This is a genomic window from Streptosporangium sp. NPDC001681 (assembly GCF_040298085.1).
Classification (GTDB): domain Bacteria; phylum Actinomycetota; class Actinomycetes; order Streptosporangiales; family Streptosporangiaceae; genus Streptosporangium.
Genome location: NZ_JBEOZN010000044.1, coordinates 23839 through 40475, shown reverse-complemented (window position 1 = coordinate 40475; position 16637 = coordinate 23839). Strand labels below are relative to the sequence as shown.

At 69.8% G+C, this 16637-nt stretch carries 8 protein-coding genes; 2 read left to right on the top strand and 6 right to left on the bottom strand.

Going from position 1 to position 16637, the window contains the following annotated elements; translation table 11 throughout:
- Nucleotides 1-94 precede the first annotated feature (94 nt).
- The 6 genes from ABT130_RS21175 to ABT130_RS21150 all read right to left on the bottom strand — a co-directional run bounded on the left by ABT130_RS21175 (nucleotide 95) and on the right by ABT130_RS21150 (nucleotide 8574).
- On the bottom strand, nucleotides 95-1144 hold the full coding sequence (locus tag ABT130_RS21175) for a LacI family DNA-binding transcriptional regulator (protein WP_350920541.1): 1050 nt from the start codon (nucleotides 1142-1144) through the stop codon (nucleotides 95-97).
- Complete coding sequence (locus ABT130_RS21170; protein ID WP_350957619.1) at nucleotides 1134-2744, bottom strand: glycoside hydrolase family 13 protein; 1611 nt, start codon at nucleotides 2742-2744, stop codon at nucleotides 1134-1136. The genes ABT130_RS21175 and ABT130_RS21170 overlap by 11 nt, the downstream gene beginning before the upstream one ends.
- Before the next feature lie 108 nt (nucleotides 2745-2852).
- Complete coding sequence (locus ABT130_RS21165) at nucleotides 2853-4703, bottom strand: glycoside hydrolase family 13 protein (RefSeq protein ID WP_350957616.1); 1851 nt, start codon at nucleotides 4701-4703, stop codon at nucleotides 2853-2855.
- A 94-nt stretch (nucleotides 4704-4797) separates the two neighbouring features.
- Nucleotides 4798-5652: a sugar ABC transporter permease gene (locus tag ABT130_RS21160; protein WP_350920549.1), complete on the bottom strand. Its 855-nt coding sequence runs from the start codon at nucleotides 5650-5652 to the stop codon at nucleotides 4798-4800.
- Complete coding sequence (locus tag ABT130_RS21155; protein WP_350957614.1) at nucleotides 5649-7268, bottom strand: ABC transporter permease subunit; 1620 nt, start codon at nucleotides 7266-7268, stop codon at nucleotides 5649-5651. The genes ABT130_RS21160 and ABT130_RS21155 overlap by 4 nt, the downstream gene beginning before the upstream one ends.
- 13 nt (nucleotides 7269-7281) lie before the next feature.
- Nucleotides 7282-8574 carry a sugar ABC transporter substrate-binding protein gene (locus ABT130_RS21150; RefSeq protein ID WP_350957611.1) on the bottom strand — a complete coding sequence of 431 codons (1293 nt, stop codon included), beginning with the start codon at nucleotides 8572-8574 and terminating at the stop codon, nucleotides 7282-7284.
- Between the two features lie 401 nt (nucleotides 8575-8975).
- Between ABT130_RS21150 and ABT130_RS21145 the strand changes: the two genes are divergently transcribed.
- Both ABT130_RS21145 and pulA read left to right on the top strand, forming a co-directional pair.
- Nucleotides 8976-10574 carry a glycoside hydrolase family 13 protein gene (locus tag ABT130_RS21145; protein WP_350957608.1) on the top strand — a complete coding sequence of 533 codons (1599 nt, stop codon included), beginning with the start codon at nucleotides 8976-8978 and terminating at the stop codon, nucleotides 10572-10574.
- A 207-nt stretch (nucleotides 10575-10781) separates the two neighbouring features.
- Nucleotides 10782-16568: a pullulanase-type alpha-1,6-glucosidase gene (gene pulA, locus ABT130_RS21140; RefSeq protein WP_350957605.1), complete on the top strand. Its 5787-nt coding sequence runs from the start codon at nucleotides 10782-10784 to the stop codon at nucleotides 16566-16568.
- Nucleotides 16569-16637 lie beyond the last annotated feature (69 nt).

Here is a 16637-nt window from a genome sequence, read left to right as displayed (position 1 = left end):
CTGGGAAGAGGGACCGGCGGTGATGCCGGCCCCTTTGAGGAGAAGGGAAGGGATGGGTTCGGGCGACGGGAGAGGGGTCAGGGGAGGAAAGCCGTCACCGGAGCACCTTGGGGCCGGATCCCGTCGATCCCCTGACGATGAACTCAGGCTGGAAGATCAGTTCGGAGTGCTGTCCCGGTGTGCCGGCGATGGCCTCCAGCAAAGTGTGGACGGCGGCGGTCACCATCGACTGGACCGGCTGGCGCACGGTGGTCAGCGGCGGGTCGGTGAACGCGATCAGCGGCGAGTCGTCGAACCCCACCACCGACACCTCCCCCGGCACCGAGAGCCCCCGGTCACGGCAGGCCCGGATCGCCCCCAGCGCCATCAGGTCCGACGCGCACACGATCCCCGTACAGCCGCGCGCCAGCAGCTGCGCCGCCGCCGCCTGCCCGCCCTCCACCGAGAACAGCGAATGCGAGATCAGCCCGTCCACCTCGGTCATGCCCAGCAGCTGCGCCATCGCCTGCCGGTAGCCCTCAATCTTGCGGATCACCGGCACGAACCGGCCCGGCCCGACGGCCAGGCCGATCCGCTCGTGGCCCAGATCCACCAGATGCTGTACGGCCAGCCGCGCCGCGGCCCGGTCGTCGGGGGAGATGAACGGCGCCGGGACGTCACCGGCGTGCCCGTTGAGCAGGACGATGGGCACGCCCTGCCCGATGAGCTGGATGTAGCGGTCGGAACGGGCGGTGGTGTCGGCGTGCAGCCCGGAGACGAAGACGATGCCGCTGACCCCGCGTTCCACGAGCAGCTCGGTGAACTCGTCCTCCACCGCCCCGCCGGGGATCTGGGTGCACAGCAGCGGGGTGTAGCCGTGCTGGGTCAGCGCCTTCTCGATCGCCTGGGCGAACGCCGGGAAGATCGGGTTGTCCAGCTCAGGGGTGACCAGGCCGATCAGCCCGTTACTGCGCTGGCGCAACCGCTGCGGACGCTCGTAGCCCATCAGGTCCAGCGCCGTCAGCACCGCCTGCCTGGTCCCCTGCGACACCCCCGGCTTGCCGTTGAGCACCCGGCTGACCGTGGCCTCACTCACCCCCGCCTGCGCGGCGATGTCCACCAGCCGTGGTGAGGTGCCACCGGCGAGGCTGCCGCTAATCGTCATCGCGCTCCCACCACACTGCGGAGTCGGGCGCCAGCCGTGCCGTGTCTCCCACGAGTGCGGGCTGGTCGCTGGCCAGCAGCACCCTGCCCGGGGCCGGCAGGTCCACCGGCTCGCTGGTCAGGTTGACCGTGCACACGAACCTGTCGCGGCCGAACGACAGCGTACCCTCGGGCGACTCGAGCCAGATCAGCGAACCGTCGCCGAGCTCCTCGCGCTCCCGTCTGAGGGCCAAAGCCTCCCGGTAGAGCCGGAGTGTGGAGTCCGGGTCGCCGAGCTGGGTCTCGACGCTGAGCCCGCTCCACGAGGCGGGAATGGGCAGCCAGCTGTCCTCGCTGCCGGGGAGGCCGAATCCGAAGTCGGGCCCGGAGGCGGCCCACGGGAGCGGCACCCGGCAGCCGTCGCGGCCGTCCTCGGGGTTGCGCAGCCGCTGCGGGTCCCGCAGGAACTCCTCCGGCAGGTCGAGCACCTCGGGAAGGCCGAGTTCCTCTCCCTGGTAGACGTAGACGGAGCCGGGCAGGGCCAGCATCAGCAGCGCGGCCGCCCTGGCCCGGCGCAGGCCGAGCTCGCCTCCGCCGTAGCGGGTGACGTGCCGCCTGACGTCGTGGTTGGACAGCACCCACGTCGTCGGCGCGCCCACCAGGCCGGCGGTCAGCACCGACTCCTCGATCACCGCACGGAACCGCTCCGCGTCCCAGGGGGTGGTCAGGAAGTGGAAGTTGAACGCCTGGTGGAGTTCGTCGGGGCGGACGTAGTTGGCCAGACGCTCGGGCGTGGGCGCCCAGGCCTCCGCCACCCCGATGCGCTCGCCCGGGTAGGAGTCGAGGAGCCTGCGCCAGGCGCGGTGGATCTCGTGTACGCCGTCCTGGTCGAAGAACGGGACGACCTCGGAGCCGATCATCTTGACCTGGTCGGGGTGGCCGACGTCGGGCAGCCCCGCGGCCTTGACCATGCCGTGCGCCACGTCGATCCGGAAGCCGTCCACGCCCAGGTCGAGCCAGAACTTCAGGACCGACGCGAACTCGGCGTGGACCTCCGGGTTCTCCCAGTTCAGGTCGGGCTGCTCAGGCGCGAACAGGCGCAGGTACCACTGCCCGTCGGGAATCCGACTCCACGCCGGGCCGCCGAAGACCGACTCCCAGTCGTTGGGCGGCAGCTCGCCGTCCGGGCCCTTGCCCTCGCGGAAGACGTAGCGCTCACGCTCGGGGCTGCCGGGCCCGGCGGCCAGGGCCTGCTGGAACCAGACGTGCCGGTCGGAGGTGTGGTTGGGCACCACGTCCACGATCATCCGCAGTCCCCGGGCGTGCGTGTCGTCCAGCAGCGCCCTGGCGTCCGCCAGCGTCCCGAAGATCGGATCGACGTCCCGGTAGTCGGCCACGTCGTAGCCGAAATCCGCCATGGGAGAGGTGTAGAACGGCGTCAGCCAAAGGGCGTCCACCCCCAGCTCCGCCAGGTAGTCAAGTTTGCCGCGGATTCCCAGCAGGTCGCCGATCCCGTCGCCGTTGCCGTCGGCGAAGCTGCGGACGTAGACCTGGTAGATCACCGCGTCCCGCCACCAGGTGGTGGCGGTCCCGCTGTGTCGATCGCGGATCAGATCGGTCATGAAGTATCCCCCGATTCTCGACATTCGATGGTGCTTGGGAGGTCCGCTGGGTCGCGCGGGGCGCGGCCCGACGGATAACTCTGAGGCCATCCCGGACAGGGTCCCGCCTTACATCTGCGGGGCGCGTCCCAGCCTCCAGATCCGCAGGCTCGGGCCGTCGCCGGGCAGCGTCACCTCGCCCGCCGCGTCCGCCGCGAGGTCGTCCGCGCCGTGGACGCCGGTCACGGACGCGCCCAGCGGTAGCGTGACCGGGTCTCCGGCCGCCCGCCGCGCCGACACCAGCAACGACTCCGACGCGGTCTCACGCAGGAACACCAGGCTGTCGGCGTCGGCGTGCAGCCAGCGCAGGCCGCCGTGGCGCAGCGCGGGCTCGCTACGCCGGAGCCCGAACAGGGCCTGGTAGGCCTCCAGCGTCGTCTCGTCCCGATCGTCCGGCCGGTTCCACGGCATCGGAGTGCGCGCGTTCTCGCCGTTCCAGCCGGTGAGGCCGTACTCGCTCCCGGCGTAGATCATGGGAACGCCCGGCAGCGTGGCCTGCAGTCCGGCTGCGACCAGATGTCCCTCGCGGGAGCCGGTGACGGTGCGGATGCGGGCCGTGTCGTGGGAGTCGAGCAGCTGCCAGGAGTGGGTAAGCGAGCGCCACGACATGCGAGCGCCGCACACGCGGACGGTGTCCAGCGTGCCAGGGCCGTCCTGCTCCGGGACGCCGCCCGGCACGCCGAGGAAGTCGGGCAGGTCGAGCTCGGCGCCGCGCAGCCAGCGCCAGACCGGACGGGTGAATCCCAGGTAGTTCATGGTGCCGTGCCAGCCGTCGCGGTCCAGGTCGCCCGCGGCGTCGTGAGCGTGCTCGGCGACGAGGGTCGCCTCGGGCAGCGCGGCGGCGACCTCACGCCGCAGCAGCGCCGCCACCTCGTGGGTGTACTCGTCGGCGCCGCGACGGCCGGTCATGTTGGCCACGTCGACCCGCCAGCCGTCCAGGGTGCCCAGCCAGTGGCGGAGCGTGGCGATCATGCGCTCGTGCACCAGCGGGCTGCCCCAGTTGAGCTTGGGCAGGCTCTTGACCCCGCACCACGACTCGTAGTCGCCGGTCTCGGGGTCGAAGTAGAACATCTCCCGTTCCGGCGCGGCCACGTCGGAGCTCGCGGCGGCGAACCACTCGTGCGCGTCACCGCAGTGGTTGGTGGTGATGTCGCCGACGAGCCGCATGCCCCGGGCGTGCAGCGCGTCCGACAGCCGCCGCAGCGCCTCGTCCCCCCCGAGCAGCGGATCCACGGCGTCGAAGGTGGAGGCGTCGTAACGGTGGTTGGAGCGCGCGGGGAAGACCGGGGTCAGGTAGACGGTGTCGGCCCCGAGCGACTGGATGTGGTCCAAGTGCTCGGTGATGCCGTCCAGGTCGCCGCCGAAGAACTGCTCCGCGGTGCCGGGGCCGCGTCCGATCACCTCGTCCCGGTCCCACTCCCGAGGCAGCGCCCACTCCGGCAGGCCGGCCGGGTCCAGCGGGCCCGCCTGCGCGGAGCGGGCGAAGCGGTCGGGGAAGATCTGGTAGATGATCGACTCGCCGGTCCAGTCCGGCGGCGCGGCGTGCGTCACCAGGCGGAAGTCGGTGGCGTCGGGCAGGTCGTGCCCGACCACGCCCGCAGCGGTCAGCCAGACCGGCTTCCCGGTGTCGCGGCGCAGGTAGAAGCGGTACGGCGTGACCGGGTTGTGCGCGGTCACCTCCGCCTTCCACCACACGTCGGCGGGGCCGTACCCGCCGATCGCCCGACCGGTGCGGTCCGGGTCGATCTGGGCGGCGGTGAAGTGCGGCTCGCCGTCGTACGTGGTGCGGACGTGCACCGCGGTGACCTCCATGGCGCGCGGGATCCGCGCCCAGACCGTGACCCGCTCGCCGAGCGCGGGCGTCAGGGTGGAGACGTAGAGGGCTGAACCGTCGTGGTGTGGCTCGTCGATGAGACGCATTCCTGTCCTTTCGTGATGAGGAGTCGACGTTTCAGCCCGTGGACGCGCCCGGGGTCGCGACTTGTCCTTCGTTTCCGAGGGGGTAGGGCACCCCCTAGCCCTTGACCGCTCCGGCGGTGAGACCGGAGACGATGTACTTCTGCAGCCAGAGGAAGACCCCGACCGTGGGGACCGCGGTGATCAGCGTGGCCACGGCGAACATGCCGAAGTTGGCGTTGCGGCCGTCACCGGCGATCATGCCGAACATACCGACCGCGAGGGTCTTGCTCTCCGGGTCGCGCAGGAAGATGTTGGCGATGATGAACTCGCTCATCGTGCCGATGAACGCGAGCATCGCGGTGACCGCGATGATCGGCGTCACCAGCGGCAGGATGATCCGCCAGAAGATCTGCGCGTGCGTGGCGCCGTCGACCGTCGCCGACTCGTCGAGCTCCTTGGGGATCGTGTCCAGGAAGCCCTTCATCAGCCAGGTGTTCACGCCGAGCGCGCCGCCGAGGTAGAGCAGTATCAGGCCCCAAGCCGTGTCGAAGCCGAAGGCCGGGTAGAGCTCGGTGACCTTCGTGAAGATCATGAAGATCGTCACGATCGCCAGGAACTGCGGGAACATCTGGATCAGCAACAGCGCCAGCAGGCCCGTCCGGCGGCCCTGGAAGCGCATGCGGCTGAAGGCGTAGGCCGCGAACATGCTCAGCAGCAGACTCGCGAACGAGGCGGACAGCGCGATGACGATCGAGTTGATGAACCACCGCCCGAACGGATAGACGTCGGAGCTGAACAGGTTGACGAAGTTGTCCAGGCTCGCCCCGGTCGGCAGGAGTTCCGAGGAGGCGAGCGTGCCCAGCGGGTTGATCGCCGCGGAGACCACGAACAGGATCGGGAAGAGCGCGAACGCCACCACCGCGAGCACCACCAGATGGCGCCAGCCGACCTGCTTGAACCAGCGCGTCATGAGTACACCTCCTCCTGGCGGCGGGTCTGCCGGAACGTGATCGCCGAGACGACGGCCACGATCGTGAAGATGAAGACCGAGATCGCCGCGGCGAAGCCGAACTGTGCCGAGCCGGTGCCGAACGCCAGCCGGAACGTGTAGGTGATGAGCAGGTCGGTGGCTCCGACCTGGGGGCTTTCCGCCGAGAACGGGCCGCCCTGGGTGGTGAGCTGGATCGCGTTGAAGTTGTTGAAGTTGAACGCGAAGGAGGAGATCAGCAGCGGGGTGAGTGCCACCAGGAGCAGCGGCAGCGTCACCTTGCGGAAGGCGTACGCCGGTGAGGCACCGTCGATGCCGGCCGCCTCAGTCAACTCCCTGGGGATCGCCTGCAGCGCGCCGGTGGTCACCAGGAACATGTAGGGGAAGCCTAGCCAGAGGTTGACCAGGATGACCGCGAACCTGGCCGTGGTCGGCTCGCCCAGCCAGTCCAGGCTCAGCCCGAACATCTGGTTGATCAGACCGAAGTCCCGGTTGAACATGTCCCGCCAGACCATCAGCATCGCGAAGGACGGCATCGCGTACGGCAGGATCAGGGCGATCCGGTAGATCTTCGTGCCCCGCATCCGCGGGTGGTGCAGCACGAGTGCCACTCCCATGCCCAGCCCGAACGTGGCTGCCACGGACGCCACCGCGAAGAACGTGTTCCACACGAAGACGCCGAAGAAGTGGCCGGAGATGGCCGGGTCGGTGAGGGCCCGCGCGAAGTTGGCGAAACCGATGTTGACCTGCCAGCCCTGCGCGAGGTTCTGGCCCGAGGGGTCGGTGAAGAAGCCCTTGGACTCGTCGGCCGTCCAGCGCTCGCCGGTCTCGGCGTCGACGATGCAGTCGCACAAGGTGTTGTAGGTCTTCTGCGCCCTGCCCTCGACGGCCCGGCTCAGGCCGTTGGCCTTGATGGCACCATTCGGGGTGGGGACGGAGAAGGCGGAGATCTCCGGCCCGCGTTCGGCCGCCTGCGGGGTGGTCAGGACGGTGTAGCCGGGGGCCTGCGTGACCTTGCCGCTGAGGCTGACCTTCGCGCCGGGCAGCGGGGTGAGCCCGTCCGCGGCCCCGACCTGAACCTGCTTGGTCTTGGTGTCGACCAGTAGGAAGACCAGTTCGTCACCCTTGAGCGCGGTGGTGAGGCCGTACTCGGGCGAGCCGGGCGTCTGCTTCACCGAGCCGGACTCGATCGCCGCGATCGCCGCCTGCTTGTCTCCGCGGTGGCCGTCACCGAAGTTGGTGAAGGCCGTGGTCATCGTGTAGACGACCGGGAGGACCTGGAAGGCGATCAGGAAGATCGTGCCCGGCACCAGATACTTGGCCGGGACGTGTCGGCGGCTCAGGTAGAGGTAGCCGACGACCGCGGTGACGAGGCTCAGGAGCGCGAGCGCGGCCCAGGCCTCGGTGGCGATCAGCGGGGGCACCGCGTAGAGCAGGACCGCCGCCACGACGCCGAGCACGGCGATCCGGCTCACCACGAAGGCCGTGGTGATCTCGCGTCGTCTGGGAGCCGGGCCGTGCTTTCCGGTCTCGCCTCGCGGCCCCGGCCGGGGAGGGCTCCCGCCCTCCCTGGCCGTCTTCAGCTCCGGAGTGGACATCGGTCGTCCCGGGTCAGTTCTTCAGCGAGTCGTCGATGGCCTTCTGCGCGGCGGCCGCGGCCTTGGCCGGGTCGCCGCCCTTGACCACGGCGGTCTCGGCGATGCCGAAGGGCTCCCAGATGGCGGCCATCTCGGGGATGGCCGGCATCGGGAAGCCGCTCTTGCCCGCGTCCATGAACTTGCCGGCGTCGGGGTCGGTGGCCTTGACCGCCTCCAGCGCGGCGGTCAGCGCCGGCGGGCGCGGGTCGGCCTCGTAGAGGGCCTTGGCGACATCCGGGTTGGTGACGTAGTTGCTCACGAACTCCTGGGCCAGGGCCTTGCTGCTGCCCTTGGAGGCGACGAAGAAGGACTGCACGCCGACGAACGGGGTCGCGGGCTTGCCCCCCTCGAAGCCCGGGACCGCGGTGATGTCGTAGCTCAGGCCGCTCTTCTTCACGTCGGCCATCGCCCACGGGCCGGAGATCAGGAAGGCGCACTTGCCCGCGGCGAAGTTCGGGATGGAGTTCTCGTTGGTGAGCGAGGTCTTCAGCGCGCCGTCACCCTTCTCCCCGAGGTCCTTCAGCTTGCCGAACGCCGCGACCGAGCCCTCGGAGCCGATCAGGACCTGCTTGGGGTCGGGGTCGCCGGAGTCGGTGGCTCCGAACAGGGCGCCGCCGCCCGAGGCGAAGATCGGGTAGATGTGGAAGGCGTCGCCGCGCTGGGTGACCGGCAGGCAGAGGATCTCCTTGACCTTGCCGTCCTTCTTCAGCTTCGTGCCGGTCTTGACCAGTTCCTCGATGGAGGCCGGGGCGTCGGGGACCAGTTTGGTGTTGCGGATCAGCGCAATGTTCTCCACGGCGTACGGCGCGCCGTATACCTGGCCGTTGAAGGTGACCGCCTTCAACGCGATCTCGGGGAACGACGCCTGCTGCTCGGCGGTCAGGTTCACCGGGTCGATGGCACCGTTCTGGACCAGGTTGCCGATCCAGTCGTGCGCGCCGACCATCACGTCGGGACCGCTGCCCTGCTGCGAGGCGGCGACGAAGGCCTGCTGGTTGTTGTCGCTGATCTCCTTCACCTCGACGGTGACACCGTTCTCGGTGCCGAACTCGTCGGCGAAGGGCTTCAGGGCCTTGGTCCGGTTCGGGTCGACCCAGATGACGAGCTTGCCGTTGCCCTTGTCCTTCGCGGGGGCCGAGGTGGCGGCCGAAGTGTCGGCCGTCGCGCTGGGGGCCGCCTCGCCAGGCGTCCCGCCGCCGCCACAGGCCGTGACGGCAAGAGCCAAGGCCGCCACCGTGGTGGCGGCACCCGCAACACGGACGCGCATGGGATCTCCTCGTGGTCTGTGAGGTTTTCAACATAAAGATCTTTTATGACCACTTTCACGCTTCGCGTCACGTTTAAATGATCTTGACCTTGATGTGGCTTATGTTTCCCGGACGTTAGCGATTGGTTGCAAGCTTTGGAAGAACTTGCGAAGCAGAGTTATCAGACCGCTATCTGGCCGCAGGAAGTCGCTTGCAATACATCCCCAATCGACCGATTTGTCCTGATTTAGAAGATCGAAAACTAGAGGTTGACATCCAATCGGCATCTGAAACTTGCTGAAAGCCAGCTTGACGCCCCCAGAGCCGCACGGGATCCTTCACCGGACATCACGGACACCCATTCGCGTCAACGGACATCGCGGGGAGCTGCGGTCCGGACCATCCCCGGGAGGAACAACCAGTGACCATCCTTGGCAACGACGACTGGTGGCGCGACGCGGTCGTGTATCAGGTCTACCCGCGCAGCTTCGCCGACGCCGACGGTGACGGCACCGGCGACCTCCAGGGCGTGCGGAGCAGGCTGCCGTACCTGAAGGCCCTGGGCGTGGACGCGATCTGGCTCAGCCCGTTCTACACCTCACCCCTGGCCGACGGCGGCTACGACGTGGCCGACTACCGCGACGTGGACCCGCGCTTCGGCAGCCTCGGCGACTTCGACCAGATGATCGGCGACGCGCACGGACTGGGCATCCGGGTCATCGTGGACCTGGTGCCCAACCATTCCTCCGATGCGCACCCGCGGTTTCAGGCGGCGCTCGCGGCCGGGCCCGGCTCCCCCGAGCGCGACTGGTACATGTTCGGCGAGGGCTTGGGCGAGAGCGGCGAATTGCCGCCCAACGACTGGGAGTCCATCTTCGGCGGCCCGGCGTGGACCCGGCTGCCCGACGGCCAGTGGTATCTGCACCTGTTCGCCCCCGAGCAGCCCGACCTGAACTGGGAGAACCCGGAGGTCCGGGCCGAGTTCCGCGACATCCTGACCTTCTGGCTGGACCGGGGGGTGGACGGCTTCCGGGTCGACGTGGCGCACGGCATGATCAAGGCCGAAGGGCTGCCGTCGGTCGGCCGGAGCAGCGACGAGGACGGCCGCCAGGCGGAGATGCTCGGCGACGAGCTCGTGCCGTACTTCGACCAGGACGGCGTGCACGACATCTACCGCGAATGGCGGCCGATCCTGGACAGCTACCCGGGAGGCCGGATCGGGGTCGCCGAGGCCTGGGTCGCCACGCCGGAGCGGCTGGCCCGCTACATCGGCACGGAAGAGCTGCACCAGGCGTTCAACTTCGACTTCATGATGGCCGACTTCCATGCCAAGTCGTTCCGCACCGTCATCGACAGGTCGCTGGCCGAGGCGGAGCTGGTCGGCGCGCCCACCACCTGGGTGCTGTCCAACCACGACAAGTGGCGGCACGTGACCAGGTACGGCGACGGCGAGACGGGATTGCGCCGGGCCCGCGCGGCCACCCTGCTGATGCTGGCGCTGCCCGGCTCGGCGTACCTTTACAACGGCGAGGAGCTGGGCCTGCCCGAGGTGCTCGACCTTCCGGACGAACTGCGCGAGGATCCGGCGTTCCTCCGCACCGGGGAGAGCCGTGACGGCTGCCGGGTGCCGCTGCCCTGGGGCGGAACGGTGACCGAGGGTTTCCGGTTCGGCCCGACGGGCGCCGCCAGGCCGTGGCTGCCGCAGCCGGCGTCCTGGGAGCTCCTCACCGCGGATGCCCAGGAGGACGCCCCGGACTCGACCCTGAACCTCTACCGGACCGCGCTGCGGATCCGCAGGGAACACCCGGCGCTCGGCGGCGGCCAGGTGAAGTGGCTGGACTCGCCGGAGGACGTGCTGGTCATCGCCCGCGAGCCCGGCCTGGTCGTGGTGGTCAACATCAGCGACAGCCCGGTCACCCCGGCGGAGTTCGGCCTGACCGGCGAGCCGCTGGTCTCCAGCGGCCCGCTCGGTGCGGACGGCTCGATCCCCGCCGACACCGCGCTCTGGCTCGCGGTCTGAAAGCTCAGGGTCTGAGCGGTCTGAAGGGTCGCGGTCCGGAGACCGGCAGGCCGGAGGCCCACGCCCCAGGGCTGGTTCAGAACATATTTCAGGAAATTTCTGCAAGGCATTGCATAGATCATGTCCAGTGAGTAACTTCCGGGCAACACCCCCGAAACACTTACATATGTGGAGGCCTTGGTGGTCTGGCCGCTCCCCCCGCGGCGCGTGGGTACGTCACGACCGGGCGTAGGCGCCCGCATCGCCGGGGCCGCCGTCGCGGCGGTCCTGCTCACGTCCTCGCTCGCTGTATCCGCCTCACCCGCCGCCGCGCTCCAGGCGACCCCGGCCCCGGCCGGGGTCGTCTCCGCGCTGAGCCGTACGGCGGAGCCCTCCGACAGAGACCTCGCCCGCGACGCGCTCCGCGCCGACCTGAGCCGCGAGCGCTTCTACTTCGCGATGACCGACAGGTTCGCCAACGGCGACACCGGCAACGACCGGGGCGGCCTGTCCGGCGACCGGCTCACCACCGGCTTCGACCCGACCCACAAGGGCTTCTACCAGGGCGGCGACCTCAAGGGGCTGCTCGGCAAGCTCGACTACATCAAGAACCTGGGCAGCACCGCGATCTGGATCACTCCGGCGTTCGTCAACCGCCCCGTGCAGGGCACCGGCGCGAACGTCTCGGCCGGCTACCACGGCTACTGGATCACCGACTTCACCAGGATCGACCCGCACCTGGGCACCAACGCCCAGATGAAGGAACTGGTGCGCGAGGCGCACCGGCGCGGGATGAAGGTCTTCTTCGACATCATCACCAACCACACGGCCGATGTGATCGACTACGCGGAGAAGACCTACTCCTACCGGTCCAAGGGCGCCTATCCCTACGTCGACACCGACGGCGTGCCGTTCGACGACCGGGCCTACGCGGGCAAGAACACCTTCCCCAAGGTGGACACCGGCTCGTTCCCGTACACCCCGGTCGCTCCCAAGAAGGCCAAGACCCCGTCCTGGCTGAACGACCCGACGATGTACCACAACCGAGGCGACTCCACCTTCAGCGGTGAGAACGACCAGTACGGCGACTTCTTCGGCCTCGACGACCTGTGGACCGAGCGTCCCGAGGTCGTCAAGGGCATGACGGACATCTATCAGACGTGGGTGCGCGAGACCGGCCTCGACGGCTTCCGCATCGACACCGCCAAGCACGTGAACATGGAGTTCTGGGAGAAGTTCTCCCCGGCCCTGCGCGGCTACGCGGCCCAGCACGGCAACAAGCGGTTCTTCATGTTCGGCGAGGTCTACTCCAGCGAGCCCGCCTTCACCAGCCGCTACTCCACCCGGGGCCAGATGAACGCCACCCTGGACTTCCCCTTCCAGGAGGCCGCCCGCTCCTTCAGCGGCGGCACCGCGGGCGCGGCGCGGCTGGCCCAGCTGTACGCCGGCGACGACTACCACACCGACGCCGACAGCAACGCCGCGTCGCTGCCGACCTTCCTCGGCAACCACGACATGGGCCGCATCGGCCGTTTCATCTCCCAGGACAACCCCGGCGCGCCCGACTCCGAGCTGCTCCGCAGGGACCTGCTCGCACACGAGCTGATGTACCTCACCCGGGGCCAGCCGGTCGTCTACTACGGAGACGAGCAGGGCTTCACCGGCAAGGGCGGCGACCAGGACGCCCGCGCGTCCATGTTCGCCTCGAAGACCGAGAGCTACCTGAGCGACGACCTGATCGGTACCGACGCGACCCACGCGCGCGACAACTTCGTCCCCTCCCACCCGCTGTACCGGGGCATCTCCGCCCTGGCCGCGCTGCGCGACGCCCACCCGGCCCTGGCCGACGGCGCCCAGATCGAACGGCTCGCCTCAGGCGGCGTCTACGCCTTCTCCAGGATCGACGCCGCGCGGCAGGTCGAGTACGTCGTGGCGGTCAACAACGCCGAGCAGCCGGCGAACGCGAGCGTGCCCACCTTCTCCGCGGGCGCCGCCTTCACCAGGGTGTACGGGGAGGGCGCCGCCGCGCTCACCACCGGCTCGGACACGAAGCTCGCGCTCACCGTCCCCGCCCTGTCGGCGGTGGTCTACAAGGCGTCCGCGAAGCTCACCGCCCCGTCCACGGCCCCGGCCGTCTCCATCGCCCTGCCGGGAGCCGAGATCAGGGGCACCGCCGAGGACGGCCGGATCCCGGTCACCGCGACCGTACCGGGAGGCGGCTTCGACCAGGTCACCTTCGCCGCCAAGGTCGGCGGGGACGCCTGGCAGGTGATCGGCACCGACGACGCGCCGAACGCCTCCCCCGCGGGCCGTACCTTCCGGGTCTTCCACGACCTGCGCGGCATCGCGGCGGGCACGAAGATCTCCTACAAGGCGGTGGTGAAGGACTCCGCGGGCCGCTTCGCCTCGGCGAGCGCGGCGGCGACCGTCGGCGCCGAGCCCACCCCCGAGGAGCCGGGCGCGGTCAAGCGCGACTGGCTGGTCGTGCACTACCAGCGCGAGAACTACGACGGCTGGGGCCTGCACGTCTGGGGCGACGTCGAGAATCCCACGGAATGGGCCGAGCCGCTCAAGCTCACCGGCGAGGACGCCTACGGCCGTTTCGCCTGGATCAAGCTCAAGCCCGGCGCGTCCAACGTCGGGATCATCGCCCACAAGGGTGACGAGAAGGACGGCGGTGACCGGGTCGTCAACCCCGCCAGGAACGGCGAGGTCTGGCTCGCGGAGGGGAACGCGGAGACGCACCTGTCCCGCGCGGCCGCCCAGGGCTACACGACGATCCGCTACAGCAGGCCGGACAAGAACTACGACGGCTGGGGCCTGCACCTGTGGGGCGACGGGCTCGCCGACGGGGTGCCCACCGAGTGGGCCACCCCGCGCCCGCCGGACGGCACCGACTCCTACGGCGCGTTCTGGAAGGTCCCGCTGAAGAACGCCTCGACGCCGGTGAACTTCATCATCCACAAGGGCGACACCAAGGATCCCGGCCCCGACCAGTCGTTCACCCCGGCACTCCAGCCGGAGGCCGCCGTCGTCTCGGGCGTGGCGAAGATCCACCCGACCCGGGCCTCGGCCGAGAACGTGGCGATCCTGCACTACCACCGTCCCGACGGGAAATATGAAGGCTGGGGACTGCACCTGTGGGGTGACGTGGCCCAGCCCACCGAGTGGGCCACCCCGCTCCAGCCCACGGGCGAAGACGCCTTCGGCGTCTACTTCCGCGTCCCCCTGACCGAGGGGGCCAAGAACGTGAGCTACATCATCCACAAGGGTGACGAGAAAGACCTTCCCGACAACCAGGCGCTGGACCTCACGGCGACCGGCCACGAAGCCTGGCGGACCGCGGCCACCGAGGGCTACCTGCTGCCACAGCCGGCGGCACGCGGCGCGGACGCCGACCTGTCGAAGTCCTCGGCGCACTGGATCGACCGCGGCACCGTGGTGTGGAAGGTCGAGCCGTCGTCCTCGCTCCGGCACTCCCTGGCCTTCTCCGAGAAGGGCGACATCACCTATGCCAAGGGCGAGCTGACCGGCGACATCCGGATCATCCGCCTCCTTCCCGGAGCGCTCACCGAGGCGCAGCAGGCGAAGTGGCCGCACCTGGCCGGGCACGCCGCGTTCACGGTCGACCCGCGTGACGCCGACCTCGTCGGAAAGGCACTGCGCGGCCAGGTCGTGGCCGTCGAGCGCGACGCCTCGGGCGTGCTGCTGGCCGCCACCGGCGTGCAGTTGCCCGGCGTACTCGACGACCTGCACGCCAAGGCGGCGACCGCCGGCCTCGGTCCCTCATGGAGCGGTGGCACGCCCGGCCTGTCGGTCTGGGCGCCGACGGCGCGCAAGGTCGAGCTGGCGCTCTACCGCGACCCCTCCGGCGGGGCCCGCACCGTCCACGCCATGCGGCGCGACGACGGCACCGGCATCTGGTCGGTCCGCGGGCAGCAGGGCTGGAAGAACCGCTACTACACCTTCCTGGTCACGGTCTACGCGCCCGCCGAGGGCAAGATCGTCACCAACGAGGTGACCGACCCCTACAGCCTGTCGCTGGCCGCCGGCTCGGGCCGCAGCCAGCTCGTCGACCTGTCCGACCGTTCCCTGCGGCCCGACGGCTGGTCGTCACTTGCCAAACCCAAGGCGGTGCCGCAGGAGAAGGCGTCGATCTACGAACTGCACGTGCGCGACTTCTCCGCCTCCGACACGACGGTCCCCGCCTCCAGCCGCGGCACCTACTCGGCCTTCACCGGCGACTCGGCGGGGATGAAGGAGCTGCGCGGGCTGGCCAAGGACGGCCTGACCCACGTGCACCTGCTGCCCGTCTTCGACATCGCGACGGTCCCCGAGCGCCGGGCGGAGCGGACCGAGCCCGACTGCGACCTGGCCTCGATGCCCCCCGACTCCGAGGAGCAGCAGGCCTGCGTCGCGCGCACCGCGGCAGGAGACTCCTTCAACTGGGGCTACGACCCGCTGCACTACACGGTGCCCGAGGGCTCCTACGCCGCCGACCCCGAGGGGTCCTCGCGGATCAAGGAGTTCCGGAGCATGGTCGGCGGGCTGAACGGGGCGGGTCTGCGGGTGGTGATGGACGTGGTCTACAACCACACCCACGCCGCCGGCCAGGACTCCACCTCGGTGCTCGACCGGATCGTGCCCGGCTACTACCATCGGCTGCTCGACGACGGCACCGTGGCCACCTCCACCTGCTGCGCCAACACCGCGCCCGAGCACGCCATGATGGGCAAACTCGTCGTCGACTCCGTCGTCACCTGGGCCCGCGAGTACAAGGTGGACGGCTTCAGGTTCGACCTGATGGGCCACCACCCCAAGGCGAACATGCTCGCGGTCCGCGCCGCCCTGGACAGGCTGACCGTGGCCCGCGACGGCGTGGACGGGAAGTCGATCATCCTGTACGGGGAGGGCTGGAACTTCGGCGAGGTCGCCGACAACGCCCGCTTCGAGCAGGCCACCCAGGCCAACATGGCGGGCACCGGGATCGGCACCTTCAGCGACCGGCTCCGTGACGCGGTCCGTGGCGGCAGCCCGTTCGACCCCGACCCGCGGGTCCAGGGCTTCGGCTCGGGACTGGCCGGGGCGCCCAACGGGTCGCCCGCCAACGGCGACGAGGCGCAGCAGCGGGCCCGGCTGCTCGGCTACCAGGACCTGATCAAGGTCGGGCTGGCCGGCAACCTCCGCGACTACACCTTCACCGCCTCGAACGGCAGACAGGTCAAGGGCTCGCAGGTCGACTACAACGGCTCCCCCGCCGGATACACCGCCTCGCCGGGCGAGGTCGTCACCTACGTCGACGCCCACGACAACGAGACGCTGTTCGACGCGCTGGCCTACAAGCTGCCGCAGGCCACCACCATGGCCGACCGGGTGCGCATGCAGTCGCTCTCGCTGGCCACGGCCGTGCTCGGGCAGGGCACCTCGTTCGTGCACGCCGGCAGCGAGCGGCTCCGCTCCAAGTCGCTGGACCGCAACTCCTACGACTCCGGCGACTGGTTCAACCGGCTGCTCTGGGACTGCTCGGCGGGCAACGGCTTCGGCGCCGGGCTCCCCCCGAAGGCCGACAACGAGGACAAGTGGCAGTACGCCAGGCCGCTGCTCGCCGACCCGGCGCTGAAGCCGGACTGCGCGGCGATCGGCGCGGCCCGCGCCCGCTACGGCGAGCTGTTGAAGATCCGCTCGTCCTCCCCGGCCTTCGGTCTCGGCAGCCTGGCCGAGGTGCAGAAGCGCCTGACCTTCCCGACCAGCGGCACCTCGGAGACCCCGGGTGTGGTGACCATGCACCTGGACGCCTCGGGGATCGACCCGCGCTGGAAGTCGATCACCGTCGTCTTCAACGCGACCCCCGAGACACGGCCGCAGACCGTCGCCGCGCTGAAGGGCACCCAGGTGACGCTCCACCCCGTCCAGACGGCCGGCGACGACGCCGTCGTGAAGCAGTCGACGTTCGACCCCGCCACGGGCACGCTGACGGTCCCGGCACGCACGGTCGCCGTCTTCGTCCAGCCCTGACCCCCGCATACCCCGGAAAGACGGCCGGGCCAGGTGTTGCAGCACCCGGCCCGGCCAGGGAACCCGTCC

Coding starts and splice junctions, on each gene's coding strand:
- ABT130_RS21175 (WP_350920541.1), bottom strand. CDS start 1,144: ATGACGATTAGCGGCAGCCTCGCCGGTGGCACCTCACCACGGCTGGTG.
- ABT130_RS21170 (WP_350957619.1), bottom strand. CDS start 2,744: ATGACCGATCTGATCCGCGATCGACACAGCGGGACCGCCACCACCTGG.
- ABT130_RS21165 (WP_350957616.1), bottom strand. CDS start 4,703: ATGCGTCTCATCGACGAGCCACACCACGACGGTTCAGCCCTCTACGTC.
- ABT130_RS21160 (WP_350920549.1), bottom strand. CDS start 5,652: ATGACGCGCTGGTTCAAGCAGGTCGGCTGGCGCCATCTGGTGGTGCTC.
- ABT130_RS21155 (WP_350957614.1), bottom strand. CDS start 7,268: ATGTCCACTCCGGAGCTGAAGACGGCCAGGGAGGGCGGGAGCCCTCCC.
- ABT130_RS21150 (WP_350957611.1), bottom strand. CDS start 8,574: ATGCGCGTCCGTGTTGCGGGTGCCGCCACCACGGTGGCGGCCTTGGCT.